General features: G+C 50.5%; 21 protein-coding genes and 1 pseudogene. 9 read left to right on the top strand and 13 right to left on the bottom strand.

Annotated features, from left to right (window positions below; translation table 11 throughout):
- Positions 1–3: 3 nt before the first annotated feature.
- Both ACI7RC_RS25800 and ACI7RC_RS25795 read right to left on the bottom strand, forming a co-directional pair.
- Complete coding sequence (locus ACI7RC_RS25800; RefSeq protein WP_408111035.1) at positions 4–294, bottom strand: hypothetical protein; 291 nt, start codon at positions 292–294, stop codon at positions 4–6.
- Positions 295–896: 602 nt separating this feature from the next.
- A complete protein-coding gene (locus tag ACI7RC_RS25795; protein WP_408111034.1) occupies positions 897–2408 on the bottom strand; it encodes a carboxypeptidase M32 in 1512 nt (503 codons plus the stop codon).
- A 178-nt stretch (positions 2409–2586) separates the two neighbouring features.
- On the opposite strand from ACI7RC_RS25795, the gene ACI7RC_RS25790 reads away from it, so the two are divergent.
- A complete protein-coding gene (locus tag ACI7RC_RS25790) occupies positions 2587–4182 on the top strand; it encodes a peptide chain release factor 3 (protein WP_408111033.1) in 1596 nt (531 codons plus the stop codon).
- Positions 4183–4262: 80 nt separating this feature from the next.
- Here the strand turns inward: ACI7RC_RS25790 and ACI7RC_RS25785 are convergent, their stop codons facing one another.
- Positions 4263–7529: a glycosyltransferase gene (locus ACI7RC_RS25785; protein ID WP_408111032.1), complete on the bottom strand. Its 3267-nt coding sequence runs from the start codon at positions 7527–7529 to the stop codon at positions 4263–4265.
- Positions 7530–7734: 205 nt separating this feature from the next.
- Here ACI7RC_RS25785 and ACI7RC_RS25780 point away from each other — a divergent pair, with 205 nt between their 5' ends.
- The 3 genes from ACI7RC_RS25780 to ACI7RC_RS25770 all read left to right on the top strand — a co-directional run bounded on the left by ACI7RC_RS25780 (position 7735) and on the right by ACI7RC_RS25770 (position 10374).
- Positions 7735–8238, top strand: coding sequence for a hypothetical protein (locus tag ACI7RC_RS25780; RefSeq protein ID WP_408111031.1), 504 nt, complete (start codon positions 7735–7737; stop codon positions 8236–8238).
- 219 nt (positions 8239–8457) lie between these two features.
- Positions 8458–9537: a glycosyltransferase gene (locus ACI7RC_RS25775; RefSeq protein ID WP_408111030.1), complete on the top strand. Its 1080-nt coding sequence runs from the start codon at positions 8458–8460 to the stop codon at positions 9535–9537.
- A gap of 75 nt (positions 9538–9612) precedes the next feature.
- The gene (locus ACI7RC_RS25770) at positions 9613–10374 is read left to right on the top strand and encodes an FkbM family methyltransferase (protein WP_408111042.1); all 762 of its coding nucleotides are present in this window, start codon (positions 9613–9615) and stop codon (positions 10372–10374) included.
- A gap of 60 nt (positions 10375–10434) precedes the next feature.
- On the opposite strand, the gene ACI7RC_RS25765 is transcribed toward ACI7RC_RS25770, so the two are convergent.
- Positions 10435–11220 (bottom strand): class I SAM-dependent methyltransferase, encoded by a 786-nt coding sequence (locus tag ACI7RC_RS25765; RefSeq protein ID WP_408111029.1) that lies wholly within the window; start codon positions 11218–11220, stop codon positions 10435–10437.
- A 176-nt stretch (positions 11221–11396) separates the two neighbouring features.
- Here ACI7RC_RS25765 and ACI7RC_RS25760 point away from each other — a divergent pair, with 176 nt between their 5' ends.
- The gene (locus ACI7RC_RS25760) at positions 11397–12338 is read left to right on the top strand and encodes a GDP-L-fucose synthase family protein (protein WP_408111028.1); all 942 of its coding nucleotides are present in this window, start codon (positions 11397–11399) and stop codon (positions 12336–12338) included.
- Between the two features lie 67 nt (positions 12339–12405).
- Here the strand turns inward: ACI7RC_RS25760 and ACI7RC_RS25755 are convergent, their stop codons facing one another.
- The 6 genes from ACI7RC_RS25755 to ACI7RC_RS25730 form a co-directional block, all read right to left on the bottom strand.
- Positions 12406–13668: a glycosyltransferase family 2 protein gene (locus ACI7RC_RS25755; protein ID WP_408111027.1), complete on the bottom strand. Its 1263-nt coding sequence runs from the start codon at positions 13666–13668 to the stop codon at positions 12406–12408.
- Between the two features lie 24 nt (positions 13669–13692).
- Positions 13693–13911 (bottom strand): DUF4214 domain-containing protein, encoded by a 219-nt coding sequence (locus ACI7RC_RS25750; protein WP_408111026.1) that lies wholly within the window; start codon positions 13909–13911, stop codon positions 13693–13695.
- Positions 13912–13935: 24 nt separating this feature from the next.
- Positions 13936–15174 (bottom strand): glycosyltransferase family 2 protein, encoded by a 1239-nt coding sequence (locus ACI7RC_RS25745; protein ID WP_408111025.1) that lies wholly within the window; start codon positions 15172–15174, stop codon positions 13936–13938.
- 9 nt (positions 15175–15183) lie between these two features.
- Entirely contained in the window at positions 15184–15807 is a 624-nt protein-coding gene (locus tag ACI7RC_RS25740; protein WP_408111024.1) for an FkbM family methyltransferase, read from the bottom strand.
- 129 nt (positions 15808–15936) lie between these two features.
- A complete protein-coding gene (locus ACI7RC_RS25735) occupies positions 15937–16560 on the bottom strand; it encodes an FkbM family methyltransferase (protein ID WP_408111023.1) in 624 nt (207 codons plus the stop codon).
- A 6-nt stretch (positions 16561–16566) separates the two neighbouring features.
- Positions 16567–17976 carry a glycosyltransferase 61 family protein gene (locus ACI7RC_RS25730; RefSeq protein WP_408111022.1) on the bottom strand — a complete coding sequence of 470 codons (1410 nt, stop codon included), beginning with the start codon at positions 17974–17976 and terminating at the stop codon, positions 16567–16569.
- 210 nt (positions 17977–18186) lie between these two features.
- On the opposite strand from ACI7RC_RS25730, the gene ACI7RC_RS25725 reads away from it, so the two are divergent.
- From ACI7RC_RS25725 to rfbD, 3 genes are read left to right on the top strand one after another with little or no spacing between them, the layout of a single operon-like run.
- Positions 18187–18912 (top strand): sugar phosphate nucleotidyltransferase, encoded by a 726-nt coding sequence (locus ACI7RC_RS25725; protein ID WP_408111021.1) that lies wholly within the window; start codon positions 18187–18189, stop codon positions 18910–18912.
- Positions 18905–19894, top strand: a complete 990-nt coding sequence (gene rfbB / locus ACI7RC_RS25720; RefSeq protein WP_408111020.1) for a dTDP-glucose 4,6-dehydratase — start codon at positions 18905–18907, stop codon at positions 19892–19894. The genes ACI7RC_RS25725 and rfbB overlap by 8 nt, the downstream gene beginning before the upstream one ends.
- 26 nt (positions 19895–19920) lie before the next feature.
- Positions 19921–20823, top strand: a complete 903-nt coding sequence (gene rfbD / locus ACI7RC_RS25715) for a dTDP-4-dehydrorhamnose reductase (RefSeq protein WP_408111019.1) — start codon at positions 19921–19923, stop codon at positions 20821–20823.
- On the opposite strand, the gene ACI7RC_RS25710 is transcribed toward rfbD, so the two are convergent.
- Positions 20820–21944: a glycosyltransferase family 4 protein gene (locus tag ACI7RC_RS25710; RefSeq protein WP_408111018.1), complete on the bottom strand. Its 1125-nt coding sequence runs from the start codon at positions 21942–21944 to the stop codon at positions 20820–20822. The two genes, rfbD and ACI7RC_RS25710, sit on opposite strands and share 4 nt — an antisense overlap.
- A 123-nt stretch (positions 21945–22067) precedes the next feature.
- Here ACI7RC_RS25710 and ACI7RC_RS25705 point away from each other — a divergent pair, with 123 nt between their 5' ends.
- A complete protein-coding gene (locus ACI7RC_RS25705) occupies positions 22068–23237 on the top strand; it encodes an MFS transporter (protein ID WP_408111017.1) in 1170 nt (389 codons plus the stop codon).
- A gap of 198 nt (positions 23238–23435) precedes the next feature.
- Here ACI7RC_RS25705 and ACI7RC_RS25700 read toward each other — a convergent pair whose 3' ends face one another.
- Together ACI7RC_RS25700 and ACI7RC_RS25695 are read right to left on the bottom strand one after the other, a co-directional pair.
- The gene (locus ACI7RC_RS25700; RefSeq protein ID WP_408111016.1) at positions 23436–24419 is read right to left on the bottom strand and encodes a type I phosphomannose isomerase catalytic subunit; all 984 of its coding nucleotides are present in this window, start codon (positions 24417–24419) and stop codon (positions 23436–23438) included.
- Positions 24420–24828: 409 nt separating this feature from the next.
- Positions 24829–25260 (bottom strand): annotated as a pseudogene (locus tag ACI7RC_RS25695) (DUF817 family protein); the annotation flags it as partial.
- Positions 25261–25356 lie beyond the last annotated feature (96 nt).

Here is a 25356-nt window from a genome sequence, read left to right as displayed (position 1 = left end):
CATTTAAGCTTCGGGCAGCTGGGGCCGTTGAGCTGTATTTTCTGCTATCTGTGCCAGAAGCGCTGATTGCTGGGCCATCACTTGCTGGATTTGGGAGAGGGCGGCTCCTTGCTGTTGCAGAGTCTGCAGCAGCTCATCCAAGATTAGTTCGGTACGCGCCTGATTCGCTTGCATCTCTTGCCTAATGCTGGTGGTTTGTGCCACCAGGTCTCGGTGCATGGCCTCCGTTTCCCTGACCTGCCGCCTCTGCTGGCGAACCATTTGACCTAAGAGAACACGAGTTGATTTAGCCAATCTCTATACCTCCTTCTATTCTTTTGGAAGCATTTTCGAAGAAAACAGGTGGCCCTCTAAGCGCAGAGAGTCACCTTTCGTTGTGTTAACCTCCTGCGTTCGAAGATCGGGACATTTCGGCTAAATGATTGGCAAGCAGGCAGGTTTGTGCTGGGCCTACTCGACTGCCGATCATAAAAATCGGTTGCACGGAAATGCGCTGCCGACTCCGCGAACAACCCGGATAGTTCTTAGCCGCACGCCGGCCCTGGCAACACGTCTAAACACAATCGCGACGATATCCGTACTTAGGGGAGCCCAATCAGTCACCTCGCTTTCTAAAAGTGTTCATATAAAAGATGCGAAGGGAAAAGAAACGGAAACGGATAGAAATCCAGGTGACACAAAAACGCTTCAGATAACCATCTGATAGGGTCGTATGTGGTTCGCGCCGCCGACGTGCAGCCTCACAAGAAGTTAGAATGGTAGAGGGAGACTATCACACGCAGGGAAACTACTTTGAATGGAGAGGGTGACGGAGAAGTAGAGGTGAGTATCACTTTTACAAAAACACCAAGGCAAGCCTCAAGTAACAAGGCTTGCCTTTTCAGCTGGCAGATTGCCTATAGTTGATATACTTGTTTTTCCTTTTCTTCCAGGTATTGAACGAGATAGTCGGCGTTCATCGCTTCGCCGGTGATGTCGTGCACTAACTCCGAAGGGCTCTTCATTTTGCCCCACTGATGGATATTCTCCTTCAGCCAGGTGCGGATCGGTGTGAACTCGCCGCCCGCGATCAGCTCGTCGAAGCCGCTGATTTGCTGTCTCATCGCGTGGGCAAATTGCGCAGCGTAGACGTTGCCCAGCGTATAGGTGGGGAAGTAGCCGAAGCTGCCGCCCGACCAGTGAACGTCCTGCAAGACCCCGTCTGCGTCGTTTGGCGGTACCACGCCGAGGTATTCCTTCATCTTTTCGTTCCAGATGCGAGGCAGGTCGCCGACCTCCATCGTCTGGTTGATCAAGCCTTTTTCGATCTCGTAGCGGATCATGATGTGCAAGTTGTATGTAACTTCATCTGCCTCAATGCGAATGAGCGATGGCTGAACGTAGTTGACGGCGCGGTAGAAGTCTTCCGCTCGGACCCCTGCCAGTTGATCCGGAAACTGTTTGACCAGATCGCCGAAGAAGTGCTGCCAAAACGGCAGGCTGCGGCATACGATATTCTCCCAGAAACGGGATTGGGACTCGTGAATCCCCATTGATGTGCCGTCGCAGAGAAGTGTGCCGAACAAGTCGGGATTGATGTTCTGCTCGTAGATGGCGTGACCCGCTTCGTGGGCGCAGCTGAAGAAGGCGACACGGAAGTCGTTCGGGTCGTACTTGGTCGTGATCCGCACGTCTCCGGGGGCAAAGCTGGTGCAAAACGGATGAGCGCTGATGTCGATTCTGCCGGCCGCGAAGTCGTAGCCGATCTTTTCCAGCACGTAGCGGCTGAAGGCTTCTTGACGGGCGATATCGTACGACTTGGTGAGAAATCCGGTGTCTGGTTTGTTCGGTGATTCGGCGATCGCCTGCACCAGAGGAACGGTTTTTTCGCGAAGCTTGCCGAACATCTCATCCAGTTGCGCGGTGGTCATCCCGGGTTCGTACATATCCAGCAAGGTATCGTACTTGACCCCGCTGTGTCCCCAGTAGTCGATAAATTCTAACTGTAATTTTACTATTTTCTCCAAGTAAGGACGAAAACTGGAAAAGTCGTTGTTTTTGCGGGCATCCTCCCACATTGTTTCCGCTTGAGTCGTCGTGATGACAAATTCCTGGTACTTTTCAGGCGGCAGTTTTTTGCTGCGCTCAAACTCCTTCTTGCCTTCCAGCACGGTCTTGCGCGTGATCGGATCAAGCGCGGCCAACCGGTCCGGCTCGCTAAGCGCAGTGAGGTACTCCTCGTACTCCCGGGAAGTGGCCAGCTTGAATTGCTCGCCGGAGAGGACGCCGATCACTTCCGAACGGGCATGTGCTCCCTTGCGCGGCGTTTTCGTCCGCAAATCCCAGCCCAGTACGGCCAAGGCCTGATTGTAACTGACGAGCTTTTTGACGTAGTCGCGAAAATCGCTTACGAGTTTGTCCTGACTCATGAGATGGGGAGGCCTCCTTATTAAAAAAATTTGATCAAGGTTATTATAACACAGAAAATGCCAGGCAAAGCGGTCGTGTATTCCTGCTTTCACATGCACCAGTTTGTCTGTATAATCGTATTCATGATATGAATGACTCAGGTTGCATTCGTAGTCTCACCTGTAAGGAGAAATGGATATGGACCAAGCAATAGCACAAGAGATTGCCAGACGCAGGACATTTGCGATTATTTCCCACCCGGATGCCGGGAAGACGACGATGACCGAAAAATTGCTCTACTACGGCGGAGCGATCCGTGAGGCGGGTGTGGTCAAAGGAAGAAAAAATTCCAAACACGCTACCTCTGACTGGATGGAAATCGAGAAAAAGCGGGGAATCTCCGTTACCTCCAGCGCCATGGAATTTGAGTACAAGGGACATCACATTAATATTCTGGACACGCCTGGTCACCAGGACTTTAGTGAGGATACCTACCGCACCTTGACGGCCGCTGACGCCGCAGTCATGATCATCGACGTAGCCAAGGGGGTTGAGGCGCAGACAATCAAGCTGTTTAAAGTCTGCCGCATGCGGGGGATTCCCATTTTTACGTTTATCAACAAGCTGGACCGGCACGGGAAGGATCCGTTTGAACTCTTGGAAGAGATCGAGCGGGTGCTGGGGATTCGTTCGTATCCGATGAACTGGCCGATTGGCATGGGCAGTTCGCTGTGCGGCATTTACGACCGGCAGAAATCAAGGGTGGAATTGTATACAGAGGGCAGCGATCACGAGGAGATTTCCTTTGTTCAGGTGAGCGGACCGGACGACCCGCTGATCAGTACTCGTGTAGGCGGTGATTTGGGACAGCAGCTAGCCGATGAGCTGTCCCTGCTGGACGTAGCAGGAGATCAGTTCGATTCCGAGCTGATCGCCAAAGGGGAGTTGACGCCCGTCTTTTTCGGCAGCGCGATCAACAACTTCGGGGTGCAGACCTTTTTGGAAAACTTCCTGCAGATGGCACCTCCGCCGTCTGCGAAGAAAAGCACGATCGGACCGATCGACCCGTATGAGGGGGCCTTCTCCGGATTTATCTTTAAAATCCAGGCAAACATGAATCCGGCCCACAGGGACAGGGTGGCGTTTTTGCGGATTTGCTCGGGGCGTTTTGACCGGGGCATGACCGTCCGGCACGTCCGTTTGGGACGGGACATCAAGCTGGCCCAACCGCTGCAATTTATGGCCCAGGACCGGGAAATCGTCGAGCAGTCATACGCGGGCGACGTGATCGGCCTGTTCGATCCCGGCATCTTCCAGATCGGTGACACCCTGTGCGTCGGCGGCGCTTTCGAGTATGAAGAGATGCCGCACTTCTCGCCGGAGTTCTTCTCCAAGATAACGGTGAAGGACGCGATGAAGCACAAGCAGTTCCAAAAGGGCATCATGCAGCTGACGGAGGAAGGGACGGTACAACTGTTCCGCACCTACCCGATGGAAGAGCTGATCATCGGCGTTGTCGGCGTGCTGCAGTTTGAAGTCCTGGAGTATCGTCTGAAGGCGGAATACGGCGTAGACATCTTGCTGCAGCGGATGCCGTACCAGATCGCCCGCTGGATCGAGGGCGATAAAGCGACGCTTGACACCTTGCAAAAGCGCAGCCAGACGGTGCGCGACCGCTACGGGCGACCGGTGATGCTGTTCGAAAGCGAATATCAGCTGCGCATGGCACAGGATAAGTATCCCGATATCAAGTTCCATGAAAGCTCGTTGGGCTTAAAAACAGAGAAAGTGTAAAATGTTGGAAAATAGATAACAGCCCTATCCCTTGCTTTGCTTGGGATAGGGCTGTTTTTTCCAGACGCCTGCTTCGTGGTTCATCTGTAATGGGATTTTACTAATCGATCGATCTGCCCAAATATTTGCCGGCCAATGGTATGTCTGGAAAACCGGGGAAATAGCTCACTTCTGGCCCTCCGTCCCTTTTCCCTGGCCTCGGATTGATGGGAATAAACATGTCTCATCAGGGACTTCAAGTGATCTGCGCTCGGCTCGGCCCAGCGGTGGCCGTGAAAGTGGGGAGGCATACCGGATGCGGCAGCATCGATCGGAACAAGGCCCTCAAGCTCGATCAAATAGCTGTTGTCGTCGTTCATAAACTCCAATTGACCGCTCCAGCGCGTTCCGATCGCCGGCAGCTCCATGGCCATCGCTTCCATATAGGGTCGACCCCAGCCTTCGCCGCGAGAAGGCAGGACAAAGCAATCCGCTGCGGCGTATAGGCCAGCTAATTCCTCGTCTGACATCTTTTTTATTATCATGTGAATATGCGGCGGTTTGCGAACTCCCAGCTTCTGCAGCATATCCGTAATGATGCTTTGGGGATTTGTGGATGGTTCGTTAACCCGGCTTACTTTTAGAATCAGCGATACATCATCGTCTTCGGTGAATTCCTCAAGATATGCCCGAAGCAGGATGTCCCAGCCTTTCCGCATGCTCCAATCGAATACGGACAAAAAATAAAATGATCGCACCATTGGCAAAGGATGGGGTTGCGCCTGAACGGGATTGAAGATGTGTTCATCCAGTGTGCCGGGTACGATCTGAATCCGGTCAAGGGAAACGCCGGCTTGTGCGAATGTCTGCCGATTGAATTCGGAGGGCACCCAGATTTCCGTCATCTCATTCATTATTGGTATGCATTCTGCGGGCAATGAATCTGTTTCAAACATTGTTCTTAGGATCGAAATCGGTGCATGAGGAAAGAGACAATTGACAGCCGGCAAGGCTTGGTAATGAATCAGGGGAGTTTCAAATCGCCGTTTCAAAAGGGAGGATAAGTAGGGTTTCATCTTTGACGGGGGCAGCTCTTTCGTTTCGGTTGAATCAACTGGATGCACTGCGACTCGAACGGGATATGGTCGAATGCCATCGAGAAAAAATTTTTGCTCCTCAGAAAATCCGGTCAAATTGAAGTACGGACACTGCCACAGAACGTCATAAGTCGATTTTTGCAGGACGAGATAAACGGACTTCCCGTCTTCAAGTTCATTTGATTCCCTGATCAGCCATCCCGCCGTTTGCGAGCTTGTTTCCAAGCACTCCTTTAAGGAAAGCAGGTCAAAATCCCTGGTCGGGTTTTCCGCCACGATGATTATTTTTCCTGAGTGATGGACGATTGACTGACATTGTGTCAAGAACCCGGTTAACTTGGAGGAAGATACAGTGCCATGTCTTATCGTAAGCAGAACACCGTCGTAGGTTTGTGCCGTTTCCAGGTCAATCTGTCCATCCCGCATCTCCGAATATTCAATCTCCAATACATCGTTTCCTCCTGCGAAATAAGCAGTCCACCGACATCTGCTTTCCTTGATATTCGCGGCCGAAACATAGGAAGAGGACAAAGCCGTTTGATGCCAAATCACCTGATGATCAGCGGCAGGGGAGGCAGGCGAGAGAGCAGTTTTTTTGCGAATCAGTCCGATCCCTCTCTTCGTGTTTTCGATTCGCCGCCTGACCCGTTCAAGCGCCGCCTGTACCCTTGATTGATCCGCCCCGATTCGAAGCGCTTTGTTATACATCTCTATCGCCCGAAAATCGCTGCCTAATGATTGATAGCAATTTGCCATTTCTTCATAGAGTGTCGCCGCCTGTTTCCATAGGGCATCCACGCCATCTTTCAAGGAGAGGATTTCCCTAGATAGGTAAGCCGGGTGCAGTGCAGTCGATTTCTGGAATGCTTTGATCGCTTGGTCAAAGGCATGCATCTGTGTGTAACAATCTCCGATACGATTCCAAATCTCCGCTTGTATCGCTTCAGGAGCCTTCGTCATGAACCTGGTGGCGTGGTTCAGGTGTTCAACTGCCGCCGGAAAGTTGTTCAGCCTGATGTAAGCTAAAGCTATATTGTAGCGGGTTTCGAATGAATGGGGGAAAGAAGCAAGGATGGTTTGAAGGAGGCTGATTGCTGCGTCGAATTTGTTTTCCTGATACAACTGGGAAGCGGCGAGCAGTTCCGATTGAATGATTTCCGTTTCGCTCTTCCGCGGGTAGCGTTCACCCTTTGCCAACTCCGTTACGCTGTCTGCTATTAGCTGGGCGGTTTGCCTCCAGGTAAAGTTTGACAGAATCTTTTGGCTCGCCTTTTCCCCCCTTTTCTTTACTTCATCCCGGTTTTGGTAGACGAAGCGCATCATTTTTTGCAATTCCGCCTGCTCCACGTTCAACCACCAAGGGGTATTGACGACATCCAGGCTGCTGGCGAACAGTTCTTCTATCAGTACTTCTTTACTGGGAAGCAGAAAAGCCGTGTCAGCGTCACAAATATCCTGACTTGGCCCAAGGTCGGGAAGAATCGCCGGAGTGCCACAGGCCATCGCCTCCACAATGGGCAAGCCGAAACCTTCCCCGCGGTAGGGGTGTACCAGGCAATCGCAAGCCTTATAGAGCCCTGCAAGATCGTGTTCAGACAGGTAGTTGTCGAGGTATAAGATACTGGGATGGTTTGGATCGGATGCTGCCTGGACAATTTGCTTATCAAAGGTTCTGCCTTGATAAAAGGAACGATTGCCAAAATCCTTAATCACCAGGCAAACGTCTTCATCGGCACGGAATTCACTGACGTATGCCCGGAGTAATGTATCGATTCCTTTGCGGGCGATAGTCCCGCCTACGAACAAAAAGCGAAAAGTGTGGGTGTCCTCCAGTTTTAAGGGTGCCGCACGGTAATGATAGATCGATTCGTCAACCCCAAGTGGAATGACTTTTATTTTATCCGCAGGGAGGCCGCAGCGAATGTAGCATTCCTTGTTGTACGTGCTGTAGACCCAGATTTGGTCGGTTCTGTATTTCATCGGGATATACCATTGTTTGGGAATTGCCCCGAATTCCCAAGGCTGCATACAGATTGCATACTTTGCCCCTCCGTCTGTCCAATCAAGGACAAGGGGCCATTGATGACGTACAGAAACATCGGCCTGTCCGGCCCTGTCAACGGAGTTTGATTTGTTGTCCGTATCTGTTCGGTACAGGCGGATGTGTTTATGGGCAATCAAATGGTTGCAAATATTCCGGTTCACCTTTGCCAAGCTGTGATGATCAGCCAGCGATCCTTCCCATAATAGAGATATTTCATTCCCTTTCAAAACCAGCACCTCCTATTTTCACAGCATATTGTCTGCCAGCACTGGGTGTTCTTCCAGGTGAATAGGCTTACGTGCATTTATGGATTGCAGCAACAATTGTTCCGACTAAGTGAAAATAGGTAACGACACTGGGACATATGCTCGGGTCATTTCACATCCTGTCTGCATTTCTTATAAATGAATACTAAAGGAAGGAGTGACAAGAATGTCGAGACATAATCACGATCCGATTCAGCATTTGGAACATTTTGCAGCAAGTGTAACGAGTTCATTTCCAGGAACAAGCGTCACACCGATTGCAGCAAGCCCGGCAACCACGACTTTACCGGCTAGCGTCACCGTAGAAGTAGACCATGATGACCAGTCATGGGTAACGGCGACCATCGGTTGGGCCGCAGTCACTACGCTGCCTGGCGTGACCACCTTGGCGATACCGTTCGCAGTACAATTCTGCGTAACCCGTGATGGAGTACCTATCTTCTGCACCAATGACTCGGTATCGTTCCTTGGCCAGCAAAGAACCACAACGATCTCAGCAGTCGATCTTACGCCTACGACCAGCCGCCAACACGTCCACGTAACGTATTCGTTAACCGCCTCTGCGTTCCTGATTCCAGGCGTTACTGTTCCGACCGGCGCTGTACTGCCATCCGGCGAAGCGATTGTTACAGGTCCGCTTAGTTTAACTGCTGCTGTCATAGAAAAATAAAAGACATGATGCTTGCTAAGTGATCAACTTATGTCTGAATTGCCCTCTACTTGTAACGCATAGGGGGCTATTCTTTTCCGCTTTTTGCTACATACAAGGGGTTGTGCCGTTTTCTCACGTAAAAAATTGCGACAACATACAATGATCATGCAAACATGTCTTGTGAGACTGGCTTTTTGATCGGGCGGGATCGAATAACAGGTTGTGAGGAGGGGCTTTGTGATTACCATCAGCCTTTGCATGATTGTCAAAAACGAACAGGAAACACTGGAAAGATGCCTCGAATCAGTCAAGGGACTTGCTGATGAGATCGTTATTGTCGACACCGGTTCAACCGATCGAACAAAGGAAATTGCAGGAAAGTGGACGGACAAGGTGATCGATTATGTCTGGATCGACGACTTTGCCGCCGCCCGTAACTTTTCATTCGCACAGGCAACGATGGATTATATCTTATGGTTGGATGCGGATGATGTGCTGCTGCCCGAAGATCGCGAAAAATCGCTCCGATTGAAGCAAACGCTTGACCCGCTCGTTGATGCTGTCTCGATGGAATACCACGCCGCCTTCGACCCTCACGGCAATGTATCGATTAAGCTCAGGCGTTTCCGCCTGGTAAAACGATCCAAGCAATTTCAGTGGCAAGGTGTCGTCCATGAAGATTTAATCGTCAAGGGGTATTTTATCGACAGCGACATTGTAGTGACGCATCGACAAGCACATGGAGTAAGTGATCGGAACTTGAAAATCTATGAAAAAAGAATGAGAGAGAAAAAAGAGTTTACAACGCGGGATTTGATGCATTATGCAATGGAGCTGCATTTTCACAGAATGCCCGACAAGGCGATTGGGATTTATTTACAATTAATGAATCGGCCGGATATGACCCCAGACGACATGATCCTGGTTTGTATGAACGCTGCCGACTGCTGCTATCAACAGGGGGATGAAGAAAAAGAATGGGAGCTGATGTGCAAGACCCTGCAGTACGGCACGCCGCGTCCAGACTTTTGCTGCCGGTTGGGGCTCAGGCTCTACGAGAAGAAGAAGTACCGCGAAGCGATCTTCTGGTTTAAACTAGCCCTCGAGCTGCCGCCTCCGCAAAGCAATTGGGGACTGCAAAACGAGGCGTTTCAAACCTGGATGCCGCATATTCAGCTGTCGCTGTGCTATCACCGGTTAGGCGAATACGAATCGGCTTACCACCACACAAAAATCGCCTTGTCCTATCGCCCGGGGGATGAGCAGCTGCAGAAAAACCTGAGTGCACTCGGACAACTGCTTAACCAAAAAGAATAACCGCGGGGATCTCCGCTCGGGAATCCGCAAGTGTATGGAGAGATTGAGCAGCCGGGAGGGGATATTTTGAACCGAATGAATTACTATCTAGGAGATCATACCGTTCTAACCAATTTGGTTCATGGGCCAATGATGTTTCTTGACACCCGAGACCCTGTCAATCTGACGATTCTTTTGACAGGTTGTTGGGAAGAATGGATTTCCAATGTTTTCATGTCTGTTGTGAAGCCTAGTATGACTGTCCTGGACATTGGCGCACATCACGGTTATTTCACCTTGCTGGCGGGGATGCTGGTAGGCCCGACAGGTTTTGTGCACGCCTTCGAACCCAATCCATTTCATCATAAAAACCTGTTGAAAAGCGTCTCTTTTAATGGCTATTACGATCGCGTGAAATTATACAAGGTCATGTTGTCCAATCAAAGAGGAGAAGAGGAGATGGTGAGGCTGGGTGAAGCCGGAAGCAGCATTTTTTTTCAGGGACTGGAAGAAATCAATGGAGTGACCAGATCGACTGTTCCCAAGGGATTACTAACCGACTACTTGCCCAGTCTAAAGGCTGACGTGATTAAAATCGATATCGACGGCTCAGAACCGCTCATTATGGACAGTTTGTGTGAAGTGATTGACCATAGCGGACCCATGGTCATTTTTTTGGAATATTTGCCCGGAAGTTGGAAAGGATATGAACCGCTGCCTATCTTGAAGCGTTTTGCTGAACGCGGGTTTCACTTTCATATCCTGCAAAATGGCGGTCCCATGATCCCGACGCGGGCAGAGGATCTTGCGGTCATCTCCTCTGCGACCTATCTTGATTTACTGTTGACAAGATCATAAGACACAGTTCTACCGTAAAAAGACTCCCCTGTATTGATCGGAGGGAGTCCTTTTGGTCAGCTATTCAGCTTTTTTGATAATCAGCCCGATCGAGGTGGAAACGTATTGGGCGAGCTGTAAACGAAGATGGATGTCGCTCTGATACGGTGGAACGTCGACATATGATTCAATCTCCCCCGTTCCAACGCTATAGTCGATCTCAATGAAATGGCCCAATCCTCTTAATGTCTCGACCATCCATTCGATATCCCGCTGCCGAAAAATCACAGTTGGCCCGTTCTCCAGTGTACTGTCGTTGGAGGAGAGGTTGTATTCGGTCGTATGGATGGCAATTCCGCCCGGCTTTAAACAGTCCATCTGGTTGACGATAAATTGCTTGCCAAGTTCAATTGAGCCGCAGTGCTCGAAAGAACAAGATGACCAGGTAAAATCATATTGATCGTGAAATTCCGGGGTGATGTGATTCATATTAAGTGTTTGAAAGGTGACCAGTTGTTGAAATTGCTCTGGATCGCATATTCCCCGTTCGTTTACTTTATCGATGCTGCTCATATGCTGGTTGGTATTGACCCAACCCTGGGCAAGAGCACTGGAATAGTCGAGATCCGTTGCCGTAATCTGACAGCCGTGAGAAGCAAAGAGGGGAACCAGCGGCTCAGTTCCAACCCCGAAACCTAATCCTTTTTTTTCCGGCTGCAGCACGCCCCGTTCTAAAAATCCTTGATAAATGTAGCAAAATTCCCATAGCTTCCTGTGATAGCGATGCGGTTCTTTACATTTTTCACAGGCTTGGCGAAACCAAGGTGTCTCAAAATCCTCCTGTTTGCAAATCCGGGATTTGAGCATGGATGAAGTCACTTCCTTCATGTTAATTTTCCGATAAGCCATCATATGTTTGCTGCAGCAGGATGACCGTAAACATGCGCTTCCTTGAGCGGAAAATGATTTTCGTTTCGTCATGCCGCCGCCAATCCCATCTTGTTCACATAGAATAAAGCAGCGATGTTTTATGGAGGAATAAAATGAAAAGTTGGGTAGACAAGAAAGTAATGGTGACCGGAGGAGCTGGCTTTCTCGGTTCTCACGTCGTCGAAAGACTGAGGGAATGGGGCTGCAGGCAAATCATTGTACCCCGCAGCAGACAGTACGATCTTCGCAATCCACAAACGGCCCTGACACTGCTTAAGGAGACAAAGCCAGATGTGATCATTCATTTGGCTGCCACAGTCGGCGGAATTGGGGCCAACCAAAAAAATCCGGGTTCCTTTTTTTACGATAACTTGTCAATGGGAATTCATTTGATAGAGGCGGCCAGATTAACGAACGTAGAAAAATTCATCGCTTGCGGAACGATCTGCTCCTATCCCAAATACACGGCCGTTCCGTTTCGGGAGGACGATCTATGGAACGGATACCCGGAAGAGACAAACGCCCCTTACGGCTTGGCCAAGAAGATGCTTTTGGTGCAAAGCCAGGCATATAGACAGCAATACGGTTTTAACTCGATTTTCCTTCTCCCCGTCAATATGTACGGACCTCGCGACAACTTTGATTTGGAAACCTCCCATGTGATTCCCGCGCTCATCCGCAAGTGCATCGAGGCGAAGGAACAGGGAAAAGACCACATAACGGCGTGGGGGAGCGGGAAGGCAACGCGGGAATTCCTGTACGTCCAGGATGCCGCGGAAGCCATTCTGCTGGCCGGGGAGAGGTACAATGACGCCAGGCCGGTTAACATCGGCACGGGAAAGGAAATCTCGATTAAAGAGATGGCGGAAATGGTTGCCGCTCTGACGGGTTTTTCAGGTGAAATTCGCTGGGATTCTGCGAAGCCGGACGGCCAGCCGAGAAGATGTCTTGATGTTCAGCGGGCGAAGGAGTACTTTGGGTTTGAAGCGAAGGTGAGTCTCGAAGAAGGATTGAAAAAAACGATTGATTGGTATGTACATCACCGGAAATCGTAAGCAAGCGTATGCCTAAAGAGAAGGGAGCCTTTTAGAGAATGAATTCTCCTAAAGGCTCCCTTGCATATTATCTTCTGATCGCCGGATGTCTGTTTTGCATCAGCCAGTCCGCAATGGGCAGATCATGTTGGAGATATGCCCGATAAAATTGGACTTCCTCCTGGGAAAGGGGAAGGATTTCGTCTGCGATAAAACTAAGCTGCCTGGTATCTGAATTGAGGTTCCATTCGGCCGGGACAAAATGCCGGGAAGCTGCAACCACTATTTCCGTCTCCGCTTTGCCGGCGGCAATCGGGATCGGGATTTCCAGGACAAAAGATCCTGCGGGCACTTCGACAGTCGCGGAAAATTGTCCATCGACGTAAAAAGTCAGTTGCAGCCTGTTTTGACCGGGGAGGAGATCAGCCATCGCATCCCGACCGACAAGAAGCAGCGTGTCGAGGGGAAACAGCGGATCTGCCTCCACCGACATCGTGAAACGTGGAGGGACCCACAGGTCGTCATAACGGTTTAACCTGCATAGCCTAGGGGTTTTTCCAAACATGAAAAAGGCTTTGCACTGGCCTACAATCCAGTACACACCCTTGTCCTGGTGCTGCTGTATAAAGTGAATCAGCATGGGATTGGATACGGCCCCGTAATGCTTTTGCAATGTTTTCAACACTTCCGGAATCCCGACCGTGACCCATTGCGTCATACTTTTGCACGCGGGATGCAATCTGGAATTGGCCAAATACTCATCGATGAAGCCGATCGAATGCTGCAAGGAAATACGGATCCACAAGTCGTAGTCCATGCAGTGAAGGAGCGTTTCATCGACACCGCCCATCACATCAAATACTTGCTTTCGGATAAAAGCGGCGGGCTGACTGATGTAACAGCCCTCGAACAGCACATCTCGATTAGCAGGCTGTACCGGATACGAATTAATCACCTGATGATATTCGTCTACGTTGTAGGCCCTGCCGTGGACCATCGCCCATTCAGGATGCAAAAGGAGCGCTTCCACCGCTTTTCGTACCGCGCCCGGATGATAGGTATCATCTGAATTCAGCCAGCCGATAATTTCGCCCCTTGCCATTGTCAGACCCTTGTTTATCGCATGAGACTGGCCCCGGTCCGGTTCGGAGACAAAGCGGAACCGTTCGCCTGCATGGCTGTATTGATGCAAAACGGCAAGTGTCCCGTCTGTTGATCCACCGTCGATCACGATATGCTCTATCTGCGGGTAATCCTGGAACAGGACACTCTCTATTGTTTCTCGGATAAATCGGCTCTGGTTGTACGAAGGGGTGATGACGGTCACGAGAGGTAGATGCTGATTTTCCAAGGAGTGAAGCCTCCAATCCTTCCGCTAGGATCGTTGATAAAGACGAATTGCTTCCTCGCTTCGCATGATGCTGATGACGAGAGTGATTTTCGGGACTCCGGACCTGAGCAAAGAGAGGTGGTGCCGAAAACCTTCCGGGTCGGGATCGCGGTCCAGTAATTCTCTGTACAGTTCCACGATAAACTCGACGTCATCCTTGAGAAGTAGCTGTTTCAATTTCCATAAAATGGACATATCATTCATCCGCTTTCCTGCTGCCTTAAAGGTTTAAAGCTCGGGGATCGGGTGCCTGTTTTGTGCCAGCCACTCATCTAAATAGGGAAGTCCTTGGCACATGGCCTGATAAAACGCATATTCTGTTGCAGACACCGGGACCACCTGGTCTGCCAAATAGCTTAAAGCGCGCGTGTCAGACCCCATGCCTCTTTGCGCAGGCACGATATGATAATGGCATATGATGTCAATCTGGCATTTGCTTCGCCTGGACTGCACCGGGATGTCGAGCGTAAAATCGCCGGGTTGAATTAAGGAGTCCATGTGAAAAGCGCCGTCCAAGTAGATTTGGCATGGGAAAGGGTCACTTTGAATCACATGCCTTCCTTTCACAAGCAGGGCATGGAGCGGTTCGTTCGGGTTGATTTCGATGGAAATGTTAAGCGCAGGGGGCGCCCATAAATCTTCATAGCGGTTCAGGCTTGTGATTTGCGGCGTGTTTCCGAACAACGGGTATCGTTTTAGTTGATCCAAGATCCAGGTCTTTTCTTTTTGCTGATGATATTGACAGAAAAAACAAATCACTTCATTGGCGATCGCATGATAATTTTTCAGGCTGGCGCGAAACACCTCGTGCAGTCCTCTGTCGCCAAAACTGATCTGGGTTTTGGAATCCGCATGCCACCTTGCATGGGCCAGCAGGTCCTCAATGTCGCCGATCGGATATTTTTTGGCCATTCTCATCCAAAGCTCGTAATCCATGCAAAAATAGAAGCTTTCGTCAACTCCGCCTGCCTGGACAAAAGCATTTTTGCGTAAAAAGGCGGCAGGCTGGCAGATGATACAGGATTCGAACAACCTTCTTTTGCTGAAGGATTCAACAGGATGAGCTACGATGACCTGATTGTTTTCGTCTGTATAATTTGCTCTGCCGTATACCATGGCCCATTCCGGATGTTGTGCGAACGCGTGTACCGCTTTGCGTACTGCCCATGGCATGTACACATCGTCCGAATTCAGCCAGCCGATAATCTCTCCTTTGGCCATCGTCAAGCCTTTGTTGATAGCATGGGATTGCCCGCGATCCGGTTCCGATACGAATCGAAACCGTTCGCCAAGGAGGCGGCTGCAGCTGTGGAGGATTTCCAACGTATTGTCGGTCGATCCGCCATCGACGACAATATGTTCGATCTGGGGATAATCCTGGGCCAGCACACTGTCAATTGTTTCGCGAATATATTTGCCTTGGTTATAGGAAGGGGTAATGATACTGACCAGCGGGCAGTCTGTCATATCATTTCATCACTCCGCCTGTTCCAACCGTGCATAGACATCTCCCCAGGCCAGCGGATGGGGCAAGAGGGACTCCAGCCTGGAAAGAAATTCGGTCGGTTCCATCCAGTTTGACACATCAAATTGCATCGATTCTCCCGAAGACAGATTAAATCGATATGCTCCCAGTGTGGCAAGGTACTGTACGCAATCAATGGTTGGCTGGAGGTGTTCCCGCGTAAATTCAAACGAGAGGGCAGGGATCGGTTTGGTTAATCCCTGTATGACTTGATATTCATACCCTTCGACATCGATTTTGCAAAAGGTCGGGAGTCCGAACTGACCGATCAGTGAATCCAGAGTCGTAACGTCGACAACCGTCTGGCGGTTCCATGCGATCGAAGCGAAGCGCCCGCTTGATCTCGTATGATGAATCCACTCCGGAGATAGAGAGGAGAGTACGTTCCATTCGCTCAGGTACATCTCCGCCTGGCCTTCCTTTGCTCCCAGCGCCTTTTGGATGAGGGTAAAATGGGGGTGAGTGCCGAATTGTCCCCAGAGGTTTTGTCCACAATCTGTTTGCGGTTCAACGGCTACCACCCTGGCGCCAAGCTGTAAAAACACCCCGGTTCTGTTGCCGACATTCGCACCCACATCAAAGCATAAGTCTCCCGGTTTAATAAAAAAGGAATAGAAACGCATTCTTGCCTCAAATTCATTCTCCATTTGCTGTCTCACCCCAAAAAATAGAATCGATCAACCGGCGATCGGCTCTTGTCAGCATTACCTTCGTTTCACGTAGAGCGCGTCTCCCCAGGTTGGATGATACTGAGTTGTCGCTACCCGGTGAAATCCAAACACAGATAAAAATTGATCGATTTGATCAATCATGGCACAACCTTCATACAGTTCCTCAAAATTAACTTCCGTATTGACTGCCTCAACGTGCTGCAGCAACCCTACAGCCCCTTGAAACGCCAATAATTCCGCCCCTTGGATGTCAATATTCAAAAAGTTGTAATTCTGGGGGGAAAGCTGCATTTCTCCCAAAAGTGTATCCAGCGTTCTTGCCGGGACGGAAATTTCATGTGTCTCGACAATTCCGGGATAATTTGCTGTAACAGTTTTTAAAGGCAAAATGGAACTGCAGAAATCTGAAGTCGTGACGTGAAACCGGGCGAACCCATTATAATTGCAAATCGCGCAATTTGCTGTTTTCACGTTTGGAAAGGAACTGATGTTCGAATGCAGCCGTTGATATACATCCGGATTCGCCTCGACCAGTAGGATGTTTTGCATCCCCATCATCTGATATAAAGGAACCTCCTGCCCTTCATGTGAGCCAACATGGATAACACCGCGAGAAGCGATACCGTGCTCTTGGCACAAACTGTAAAGATCATGCATGTGGCTTCATCCCTCCGATGTTGAACAGATTTTGTGAATACATTCCTCACTCTTTACAACTGCCAGGACAATGGACAGTTTGGATACTCCTGATGCAAGCAAGTACGCCATATGCCGCAATCCGTCAGGATCCGGCTCGCGATTTAACAGATCCCTGTATACTTCGGCGATAAAATCGGTACCGTCTCGTTGAAGCAAACGCTGAAGTCTCCTAGCTACTCTCATTTGAAATCCGTAGAAGTCGTCCGTCCGTTCTTCGCCAATGACACCGGCAAGCTTTAATGTTTCAGCCAATTTGTCAAGGTCGATAAATATATCTTCGCTGACGTTCAAAGAATTCGCTGGATTCAGTACCCCTTCTCCGGTGAGATAGTAGTAATCCATATCAAGATGATGGCTGGGAACCCAATAGACGGGATGCACATAGTTGGGAGCGAACATTTCTACAATCTTCGTCCCTGGGTTGCAGAAGATCAAATTCGTCAAGGCTGCGCCATGTGGAGCGACGACGATCTGTGCTGATGCGAAAAGCTGCACCTGCTCCCAGACAGAGTAAAACTCCGGGGTGACGGATTGAAAGCCGTAAGCTTCCAGGAATCTTACGACTTCCCGTTCATTTGTCACCCTTCGATAACTTGTATTGGCGCGGCTGATATAGATGCGCTCGTACCCTGCCACCGGCTCTATCCCATGGTTAAACCGCATCTCTTGCCTGAGAAAATCGCAGACCCATCTAGGTACCTGGCCGGTGCATCCCGGTATAGAGGAAACCACCAACCTCTGGGCCTCAATATGGGTGTGACGATCGCATTCGATAATCTTTTCCGCAGGGATGCCCATCATCTTGACAAGCGTCTCATGCTGAAACGGAAAGCCGCCCTGGCGGTTGAAGACATACCTGTCGATGGCGATCCCGCTGCGCCGCAGCAGATCCAGCCGGGACAACACATCAAACATCCAATGGTAGTAATTAAAACTGGCGACGGAAGTCAGAACGGCAAGCGTCTCCGATGTTTTGACAATGGGAGGTAACTCCCTTTCGGCAAAAACCAAATGTTGGTGGGGGTGCTTGTTAAACTCAAACGACACGTCCCAGAGGAGTTGGTTATCGGGACTGATGACGCTGCCATTGTGCCCGTATACACGCCCCCCGGGCACAATGGCAACAAATTGGTTTGGGGGATTTTGCAAAAATTGCTGAAACTTATAGTGGTAAACAGATTTGTCAATTGTTTTTGCCACGTGCCGGATGGGGCGCTTCTCCGCATGGAATGGCAGGTAATATTGCCGAGCCTCGTTCACATCCTGATAATACGTCTTCAGCCAATCCCATGTCGTCAGCGCGTAGGTTCTAGGAGTAACTGCTCCGCCGATATATTCGCCCAATTTGCACCGCTCGCTTTCGAGTATTTCCATTTACCTTTTTGCCCTCTGCTGCCCCCCGATTCATACATCCATCATATGAATAGGAATTTTCAGGGTAACCTGAACAGACATCCAATTAACCGCATGGCAGCAGATGTTAAAAACGCCTCCGCCATCATCCAATCGCCGTTGCAGTACCGTAAGCGGTACATACAATGAGTTGTAACAAAGAGACAGATACGGAAGGGAGGCACTTCTGTCATGAAAGGAATAATCCTTGCAGGGGGGAATGGCACCCGCTTGTATCCGTTAACGAAAATCATCAATAAACATCTTCTTCCAGTAGGAAAGTATCCCATGATCTACTACAGCATCGTAAAACTCCGGGACGCAGGCATTACCGAGATTCTGCTCGTGATCGGCAAGCAGTCAGCGGGAGAATTTGCCCAGTTTTTAGGGGGCGGGGAAGAATGGGGTGTAAGGCTCACCTATAAGATACAAGAGGAATCCGGCGGGATCGCCCAAGCATTGGCTCTCGGTGAGGATTTTATCCGGCCGGGGGAAAAATTCGTCGTACTACTGGGGGATAACTTGTTTGAGGAATCGCTTGGAGATTTGCTGCAGGACTCTTTTGCTCCGGAAGGGGGAGCGAGAGTCATACTCAAGGAAGTAGACAATCCTCAGCGCTACGGCGTTCCGGTATTTGAAGGGGATCGCATCGAATGGATTGAGGAAAAACCATTTGAGCCGAAATCGAACTATTGTGTGACCGGCATTTACCAGTACGATTCCGCCGTATTTGAGATGATCAAACGGCTGCGGCCTTCGTCCCGGGGAGAACTGGAGATAACGGATGTCAATAACCTGTACGCTGCAGACCGGAAGCTGACCTACGGTTTTGTACACGGATGGTGGATCGATGCCGGTACCATCGAATCTCTGTATGAAGCGAGCTCCAGACTGCTCGAGGTGGCTCGCCATGAATAAAAATGTACTGGTCACCGGAGGGATGGGGTTTATCGGCAGCAACTTTATCCTCTATTTGCTGGACAAATACCCCGATTACCGGGTTTACAACCTCGATAAGCTGACGTATGCCGGCAATCCGAAGCATCTGGCCCAGGTGCAATCGAACCCGAACTACTTCTTCATTCATGGCGATATTGCCGATCAAGCACTTGTCAATCGTGTCATGGGGGAGGGGATTGACACGGTGGTTCATATTGCCGCCGAAACGCATGTGGATCGGAGCATTGAACATCCGCATCAATTCGTCCTGACTAATGTGATAGGGACGCAGGTTCTGCTGGAGGCAGCGAGGTTGCACCACATCTGCAAATTTGTCCACATTTCGACGGATGAGGTTTACGGTACGCTGGGGGCGACCGGCCGATTTTCCGAACACACTCCGCTGGCGCCCAATAGTCCATACTCTGCCAGCAAGGCAGCATCCGATCTGCTCGCGCGGGCTTACCATCAAACATATGGGCTGAATGTAACGATAACGCGCTGTTCCAACAATTACGGCCCCAGGCAAAATCCCGAGAAGCTGATTCCGCTGATCATTACACGTGCGCTGCAGGATCAGCCGATACCAATATATGGGGACGGGCTAAACATCAGGGATTGGCTGTACGTAGAAGATCACTGCCGGGCGATCGATTTGGTCATGCATCAAGGCATTGCCGGGGAAATTTACAATATTGGGGGGCGCAATGAATACACCAATCTCGAAGTTGCGTCCATGATCCTAGATGAACTGGGGAAGTCAAAGTCACTGTTGCAATTTGTGCGTGATCGTCCGGGACATGACCGCAGATACGCGATTGATGCTTCAAAGATCAGCAAGGAACTTGGCTGGACTCCTATTTATTCGTTTAGACGCGGCATCGGGCTGACACTCCGCTGGTATCTGGAAAAGTACGAATCACAGCCGAGACAGCCGGACACCAGCCCGCCTGCAGAATAAATCGTCACGGACAGGGGGGATCGTCGATGAAAATTGCCATTACCGGAAGCTCTGGTCAGCTCGGGTTTGACCTGATACGGGTGCTGGGCAGCGGCAACGAATTGTTTCCTTTTTCGAAAAAAGATCTGAATGTGGCAGACTGTGACAAGGTCATCCAAACGTTTGAGCTGATCCGCCCGGACGTCATCGTTCATGCAGCTGCCTGCACCCATGTGGACAGGGCGGAAGCAGAGCGGGAACTGACCTATCAGGTAAATGCGATCGGTTCAAGAAATGTGGCGGTCGGAGCGCAGAAGGTGGGGGCGAAGCTTATCTATATCAGTACGGGTTACGTGTTCGACGGCAAGAAAGCGGAACCTTATGATGAATTTGACCAGCCGTCTCCCGTTGGCGTATACGGCGCTTCCAAGCTGGCAGGGGAACGGTATGTGCAAATGTTCTGCGACCGCTTTTTTATTGTCCGTACGTCTTGGATGTACGGCATACAGGGAAGCAATTTCGTTACGAAGATTGTCTCTCGCGTCCTTGATGGACAGCAAATTTACGTGGTCGATGACAAATTTGGTTCTCCCACTTACTCGAACGACCTGGCGCGGTTTATCCGTCAATTGATGACCACGGAGAAATACGGGTTGTATCATGCTGCAAATGAAGGAGGCTGCTCCCGGTATGAATTTGCCAAGGCAATCCTGCAGGCTGCAAATATAACGGGTATCGAAGTGATTGCAGTCCGCTCCGACCATTTTCAATTGTCCGCCGAGAGACCGGACAATTCGGTATTGGACTCAATGGCGATTCGATTAAACCAGCTTCCGCCTTTAAGGGATTGGCGTGATGCCCTCCAGTCGTTTTTTGCCGATGACTTTACACCTTCCTTTTTCAAAAACCCCAAGCGAGAGTCCCCAGTTGACCCTGGAAGAGGGAATTAGCTGAGCAGTTTTTTTATGATCGTTCCGATCCGCGCAGGAGAATAATATTGGTGAATATCGGCGGCCGCCTTTTTCGCAAGCTGCTCCCGCCTTTTTTTGTTCACGTAAGCTTCCCGCATGACTTGACGAACTTTTTCAATCTTTACATCTGCCCACTGATGATGGAGATAATACCGGGGACGTGCCGCCTGCAGTTTCGCGTCGACTGGGACGAGAGCCTCTTCTGTCTCGATCAAAAAGCTGTTTGTCTCATTCATAAACTCTGTCGAACCTCCCCAACGCAGCGCAATTACCGGCTTCCCGAGGGCCATTGCCTCCATCACCGGCATTCCCCAGCCGGCGGCCCGATCCATGGAAATATAGACATCACAGTTTTGATAGAGCGCGATCAGATCTTCTTCGCTATACGGTTCCGGAATGATTGCGATTTGCGATGGGCAGCGTTCCGGCGGAATATGCGATTGGATTTCTGACAGCGCGAATTCGGGGTCTATGTCGCTGTGTGTGTAGACTTTTAAAAGCAGGGAGACGTCTTCAGCGGGAGAAAATTCGTCGCAAAACGCTTTGATCAACAAGTCGTAGCCTTTGCGGTAGTCAAATCCAAAAACGTAAAGGAAGACAAATGAATTCACAGATGAGGGGAAAGCAAGTTTTTTGCAGGGTCTGCCTGGGGAGTATTTCGTTACGTCTATCCCGTAAGGAACAACCTTTAGTTTTTCCGGGGAGACACCGCTCTTGGAGAACGTATCGTAATTAAACCGGGAAGGGACCCAGACTTCATCCATCAAATTGGCAAAAGATGCCCAGCCTTCTGGCAAGCGGTCGGTTTCAAACAGCGTGACCCCGATGTTTTTCACTACATGGGGTACGGCAAAGGAAACTTGGAATAGCTCAGCAAGTCCGTGACGGATAAAGACGACTCGGTCGCCAATCTGGTTCGAGGACAGATTTTTTATCCATTTTATGGTTGATTCACCTATTTCTTGATGTTCCGGACCAATGGAGTGGATAAAAACGGGGATCCCGATGGACTCGAAGGCCCGTAGAAAGTTTCTTGATACATTGCCGTATCCCCCCATGTCGTAAACAGGCCCCAGCCAGTACACGCCGGTGTATTTCATTGCAGAGTCCTCGCTCCTTTGTCGTGATAATAACCAGTATATGAGGCCGGAAAAAGGATTTCCCCCTCAGGAAATCCTTTTTCTCTGGCCAGGCACATATACATAGGACGAGGAGGGAGAGTTATGAGACGCAGATACATTTGGGTCTTGTTCGTCATTTTGTTTTTGGCTTCGTTTGACATGCACGCTCAGATGCCGCTGTTGGCCCCTTACGCGCGGACGATCGGCGCCACTTCGATGGTGATTGGCATCTTGCTTGGCGCTTACTCCATCAGCAATTTGTTCGGCCACCTGGTCGCAGGGCCGTTTCTCGACCGCTACAGCAAAAAGCTGTTTATCTGCGTGGGACTGTTTATCGCCGGATGGCTGTTGATCGGCCACGGACTGGTGGACACACCTGATATGCTGATGCTGCTTCGCCTCATCTTCGGGTTTACGATGGCGTTTGTCACCCCTGCGTGTTCGGCGCTCCTGGGGCAATTGGCGCGAAATAATGAAGAGCAGGGAGTATTCATGGTCAAAAAGGGGATGGTCTTGACCGCGGCGGCTATCGTCTCGCCGGCGATCGGCGGGCTTTTGGCGGCCAAATTCGGTTACGCCCAGGCCTTTTTCATTTTTGGCGTGATCATGATGCTGGCCAGCTTTGTCACCTTGAGCAGCCTCCCGAACAAATCGGTGCTTCGCCCGATAGAGAATCATTCGAAGGAGGATACGATTTCTCCCTTTCGCACGATGGTCGCCACGTTCGCTATCTATCCGGCTTACGTGGCCGGGTTTGCCGTGATGTACGCCCAGGGCACGTTTATGTACGAGATTCCTCTGCTGCTGCAGCGGCAGCATCTGGAACCGACCGTCTCCGGCATCCTGTTCAGCGTGATGGGGCTCGGTTCGCTGGCAGTTTTGAGCCAAATTTGGCTAACCCGCACGTCGCCGCTCGGAAGGATCGTCGCCGCCCTGTTTGTCCTCGGGCTGATGATGTACACGATAGCGGTGGCGGCGCCCGTCTCGCTCTACCTGACGATGTTTATCATCGGCGCCTGTACGGGGGTGCTCTTCCCGGCGATGACGACCCTGCTGGCATACTATGCGCCTCCACATATTTACGGGACGGCCTTCAGCATCTACGCGGCTGTGCTGTCGATCGGATCGATTATCAGTCCGCTGGTTGCCGGATCGACAGGCTTTGTCAACCAATCGTTTTTTGGCGCCTTCCTGGTCGTGACCGCCGCTAGTCTGATCGCGGGCTGGATCGGAATCAGATTGCGGCTCGATTCCAAACCGATCACGCGTTAGAACGGTAGTCGGTCACCTGCCGCTGTTTGGCCGTTTTGACCTGTTTGAGCTGGGCGACGATGATAAAGCTGACGATGGCCAGGAGGTGATAAAAAAGTCCGCTGTCAGATACCAGCGGATGAAATGGTGAGGATGATGTTGGGGACCACTTTGCGCAGAATATTAGCTGCACAGTTTACATTGATCAAGCCTTTCACATTAGTAATAGGTCCGTAGCAAGTGAATGGAGGAATTTGTCTCAACTCGGTACGAGGAAACAGAAGTTGGCAACAGCACAGCGTCACCAGGCAGCAGCGGCAGCCCTTCCTGGTCGCCATTCACACGCAGTAGTCCGTTTCCTTCAGCAATGACCAGTATTTCAGGGTTTCCGTTCGCTGCCTGCAAAAAGCGGTACATATCATTTACAAGTACAAGTCGTTCGATGGTAAAGGCAGGACATGCAAGCAGAAGTTCGTGGCGTCCCCGGTTCGACAGTTGAAGTAGCTTGGGCGGTACAGGTTCACCAGCTTGCTGTGCGTCTGCCCCGTACTGCATTACCTCTGTTGCCTGTTCGATATGAAGCTCACGTCCCTTTCCCTCGCTGTCGACACGATCCCAATCGTAGATGCGGTAGGTGACGTCGGAAGCCTGCTGGATTTCGATTACGATCGTGCCGGCCAATAGTGCGTGCAGCGTCCGGGCAGGAAGGAAGAACATGTCTCCTTTACGAACCTCCCTGAACAGCAGGAAATCCTGGATGCGTTTTTCACTCAATGCCTGTCTGTACTCTTTCTCGTCCGATAACGTGTGACCACAGACGATTTTGGCCCCTGGCTCATGGTCGAGCATGTACCAAGCCTCTGATTTTCCAAAATCGCCCTCCCTCTTTTGAGCGTATTGGTCATCCGGGTGAATCTGGACGGATAGGTGATCGCTCGCCTCCAAGAACTTAACCAGCAGCGGAAAGCGGCCTTGCGGTGAATGTCCCAGATACGCCTCTGGATACTCGCTGGTCAAGTCCGCAAGGCTTTTACCAGCAAATGATCCATTTTTTACCACAGAGGTTCCATGCGGGTGCCCGGACAACACCCAGTATTCTCCTATGGGCCGATTTCCCCTCTGTCCAAACCTCGATTTTAACTTGTGTCCGCCCCACATCCGCTCCATTGCAATCGGATGGAATTTCACCGGATAAGGGTACAAAAGCCCGTCCCCCTCTTTTAGGAAATGGAGCGCTGTTGCCCATTTTGCTATTGTTTGGAAAGGGGCAGCGCATCTGTATATATATAAGGCAGCCATATCCGATTTGTGATTATGAAAGCTTCTTTCACATTACGAAAGACCGGAACTCCCATGCCGCAAGGAGATCCGGTCTTTTTTATGTCGACGCTGTTTTGCCTTAATCACTATGTAAAGAACTTGTAAAATCCCAAAGAACGAATATCCTGATGTCCGTTCCAAGTCCATTTAGCTTGTCGGTGTTTTTTCTGTCGTAGCCGGGCTACAATCGAACTGCTCATCGTCCAGATATCTCGATCCCGTATCCGAGAGCTTGAACCAAGCTGTTATAATGCTTAACTGATTCGGGCAACCAAGATCGGGTCCAAACCGATCACGCGTTAGAACGATAGTCGGTCACCTGCCGCTGTTTGGCCGTTTTGACCTGTTTGAGCTGGGCGACGATGATAAAGCTGACGATGACCAAGAGAAACCACGAGCTGATCTTGCTCACATGAACAAGCTGCCAGTTGTCCCGCTGGTTGGGATACTGCCATGCGCCGAGGAAGGTGGCGATGTTCTCCGCCAACCAGATGAAGAAGCCGATCAGGAAGAAACTGAGTGACAGCGGCATGGAAAACCGCTCCCGGTTGACGGTGAAGCCGACGCTCGTGCGCCAGAAGATCAGAAAAATGGCCGCTGTCAGATACCAGCGAATATCGGCGACGAAGTGGTGCGTAAAGAAGACAGGGAAGAGACAGGAGAGTGCTTCTTGCAAAGTGAAATGAAAGAGAAATATACTAAACCGCTTCATGAACCTTCTCCTTCGTGAATGTACGTATACACACTTTTAGCATAATCTATCATGCCCACCGAAAGGACTCCCTCTTCAAGCGCCGAAAGAAGCTAAGAGGGAGGTGAA

This window comes from Brevibacillus sp. B_LB10_24 (genome assembly GCF_046036945.1).
In the GTDB taxonomy this organism is placed as follows: domain Bacteria; phylum Bacillota; class Bacilli; order Brevibacillales; family Brevibacillaceae; genus Brevibacillus_C.
This window is presented reverse-complemented; position numbering and strand designations above follow the sequence as displayed.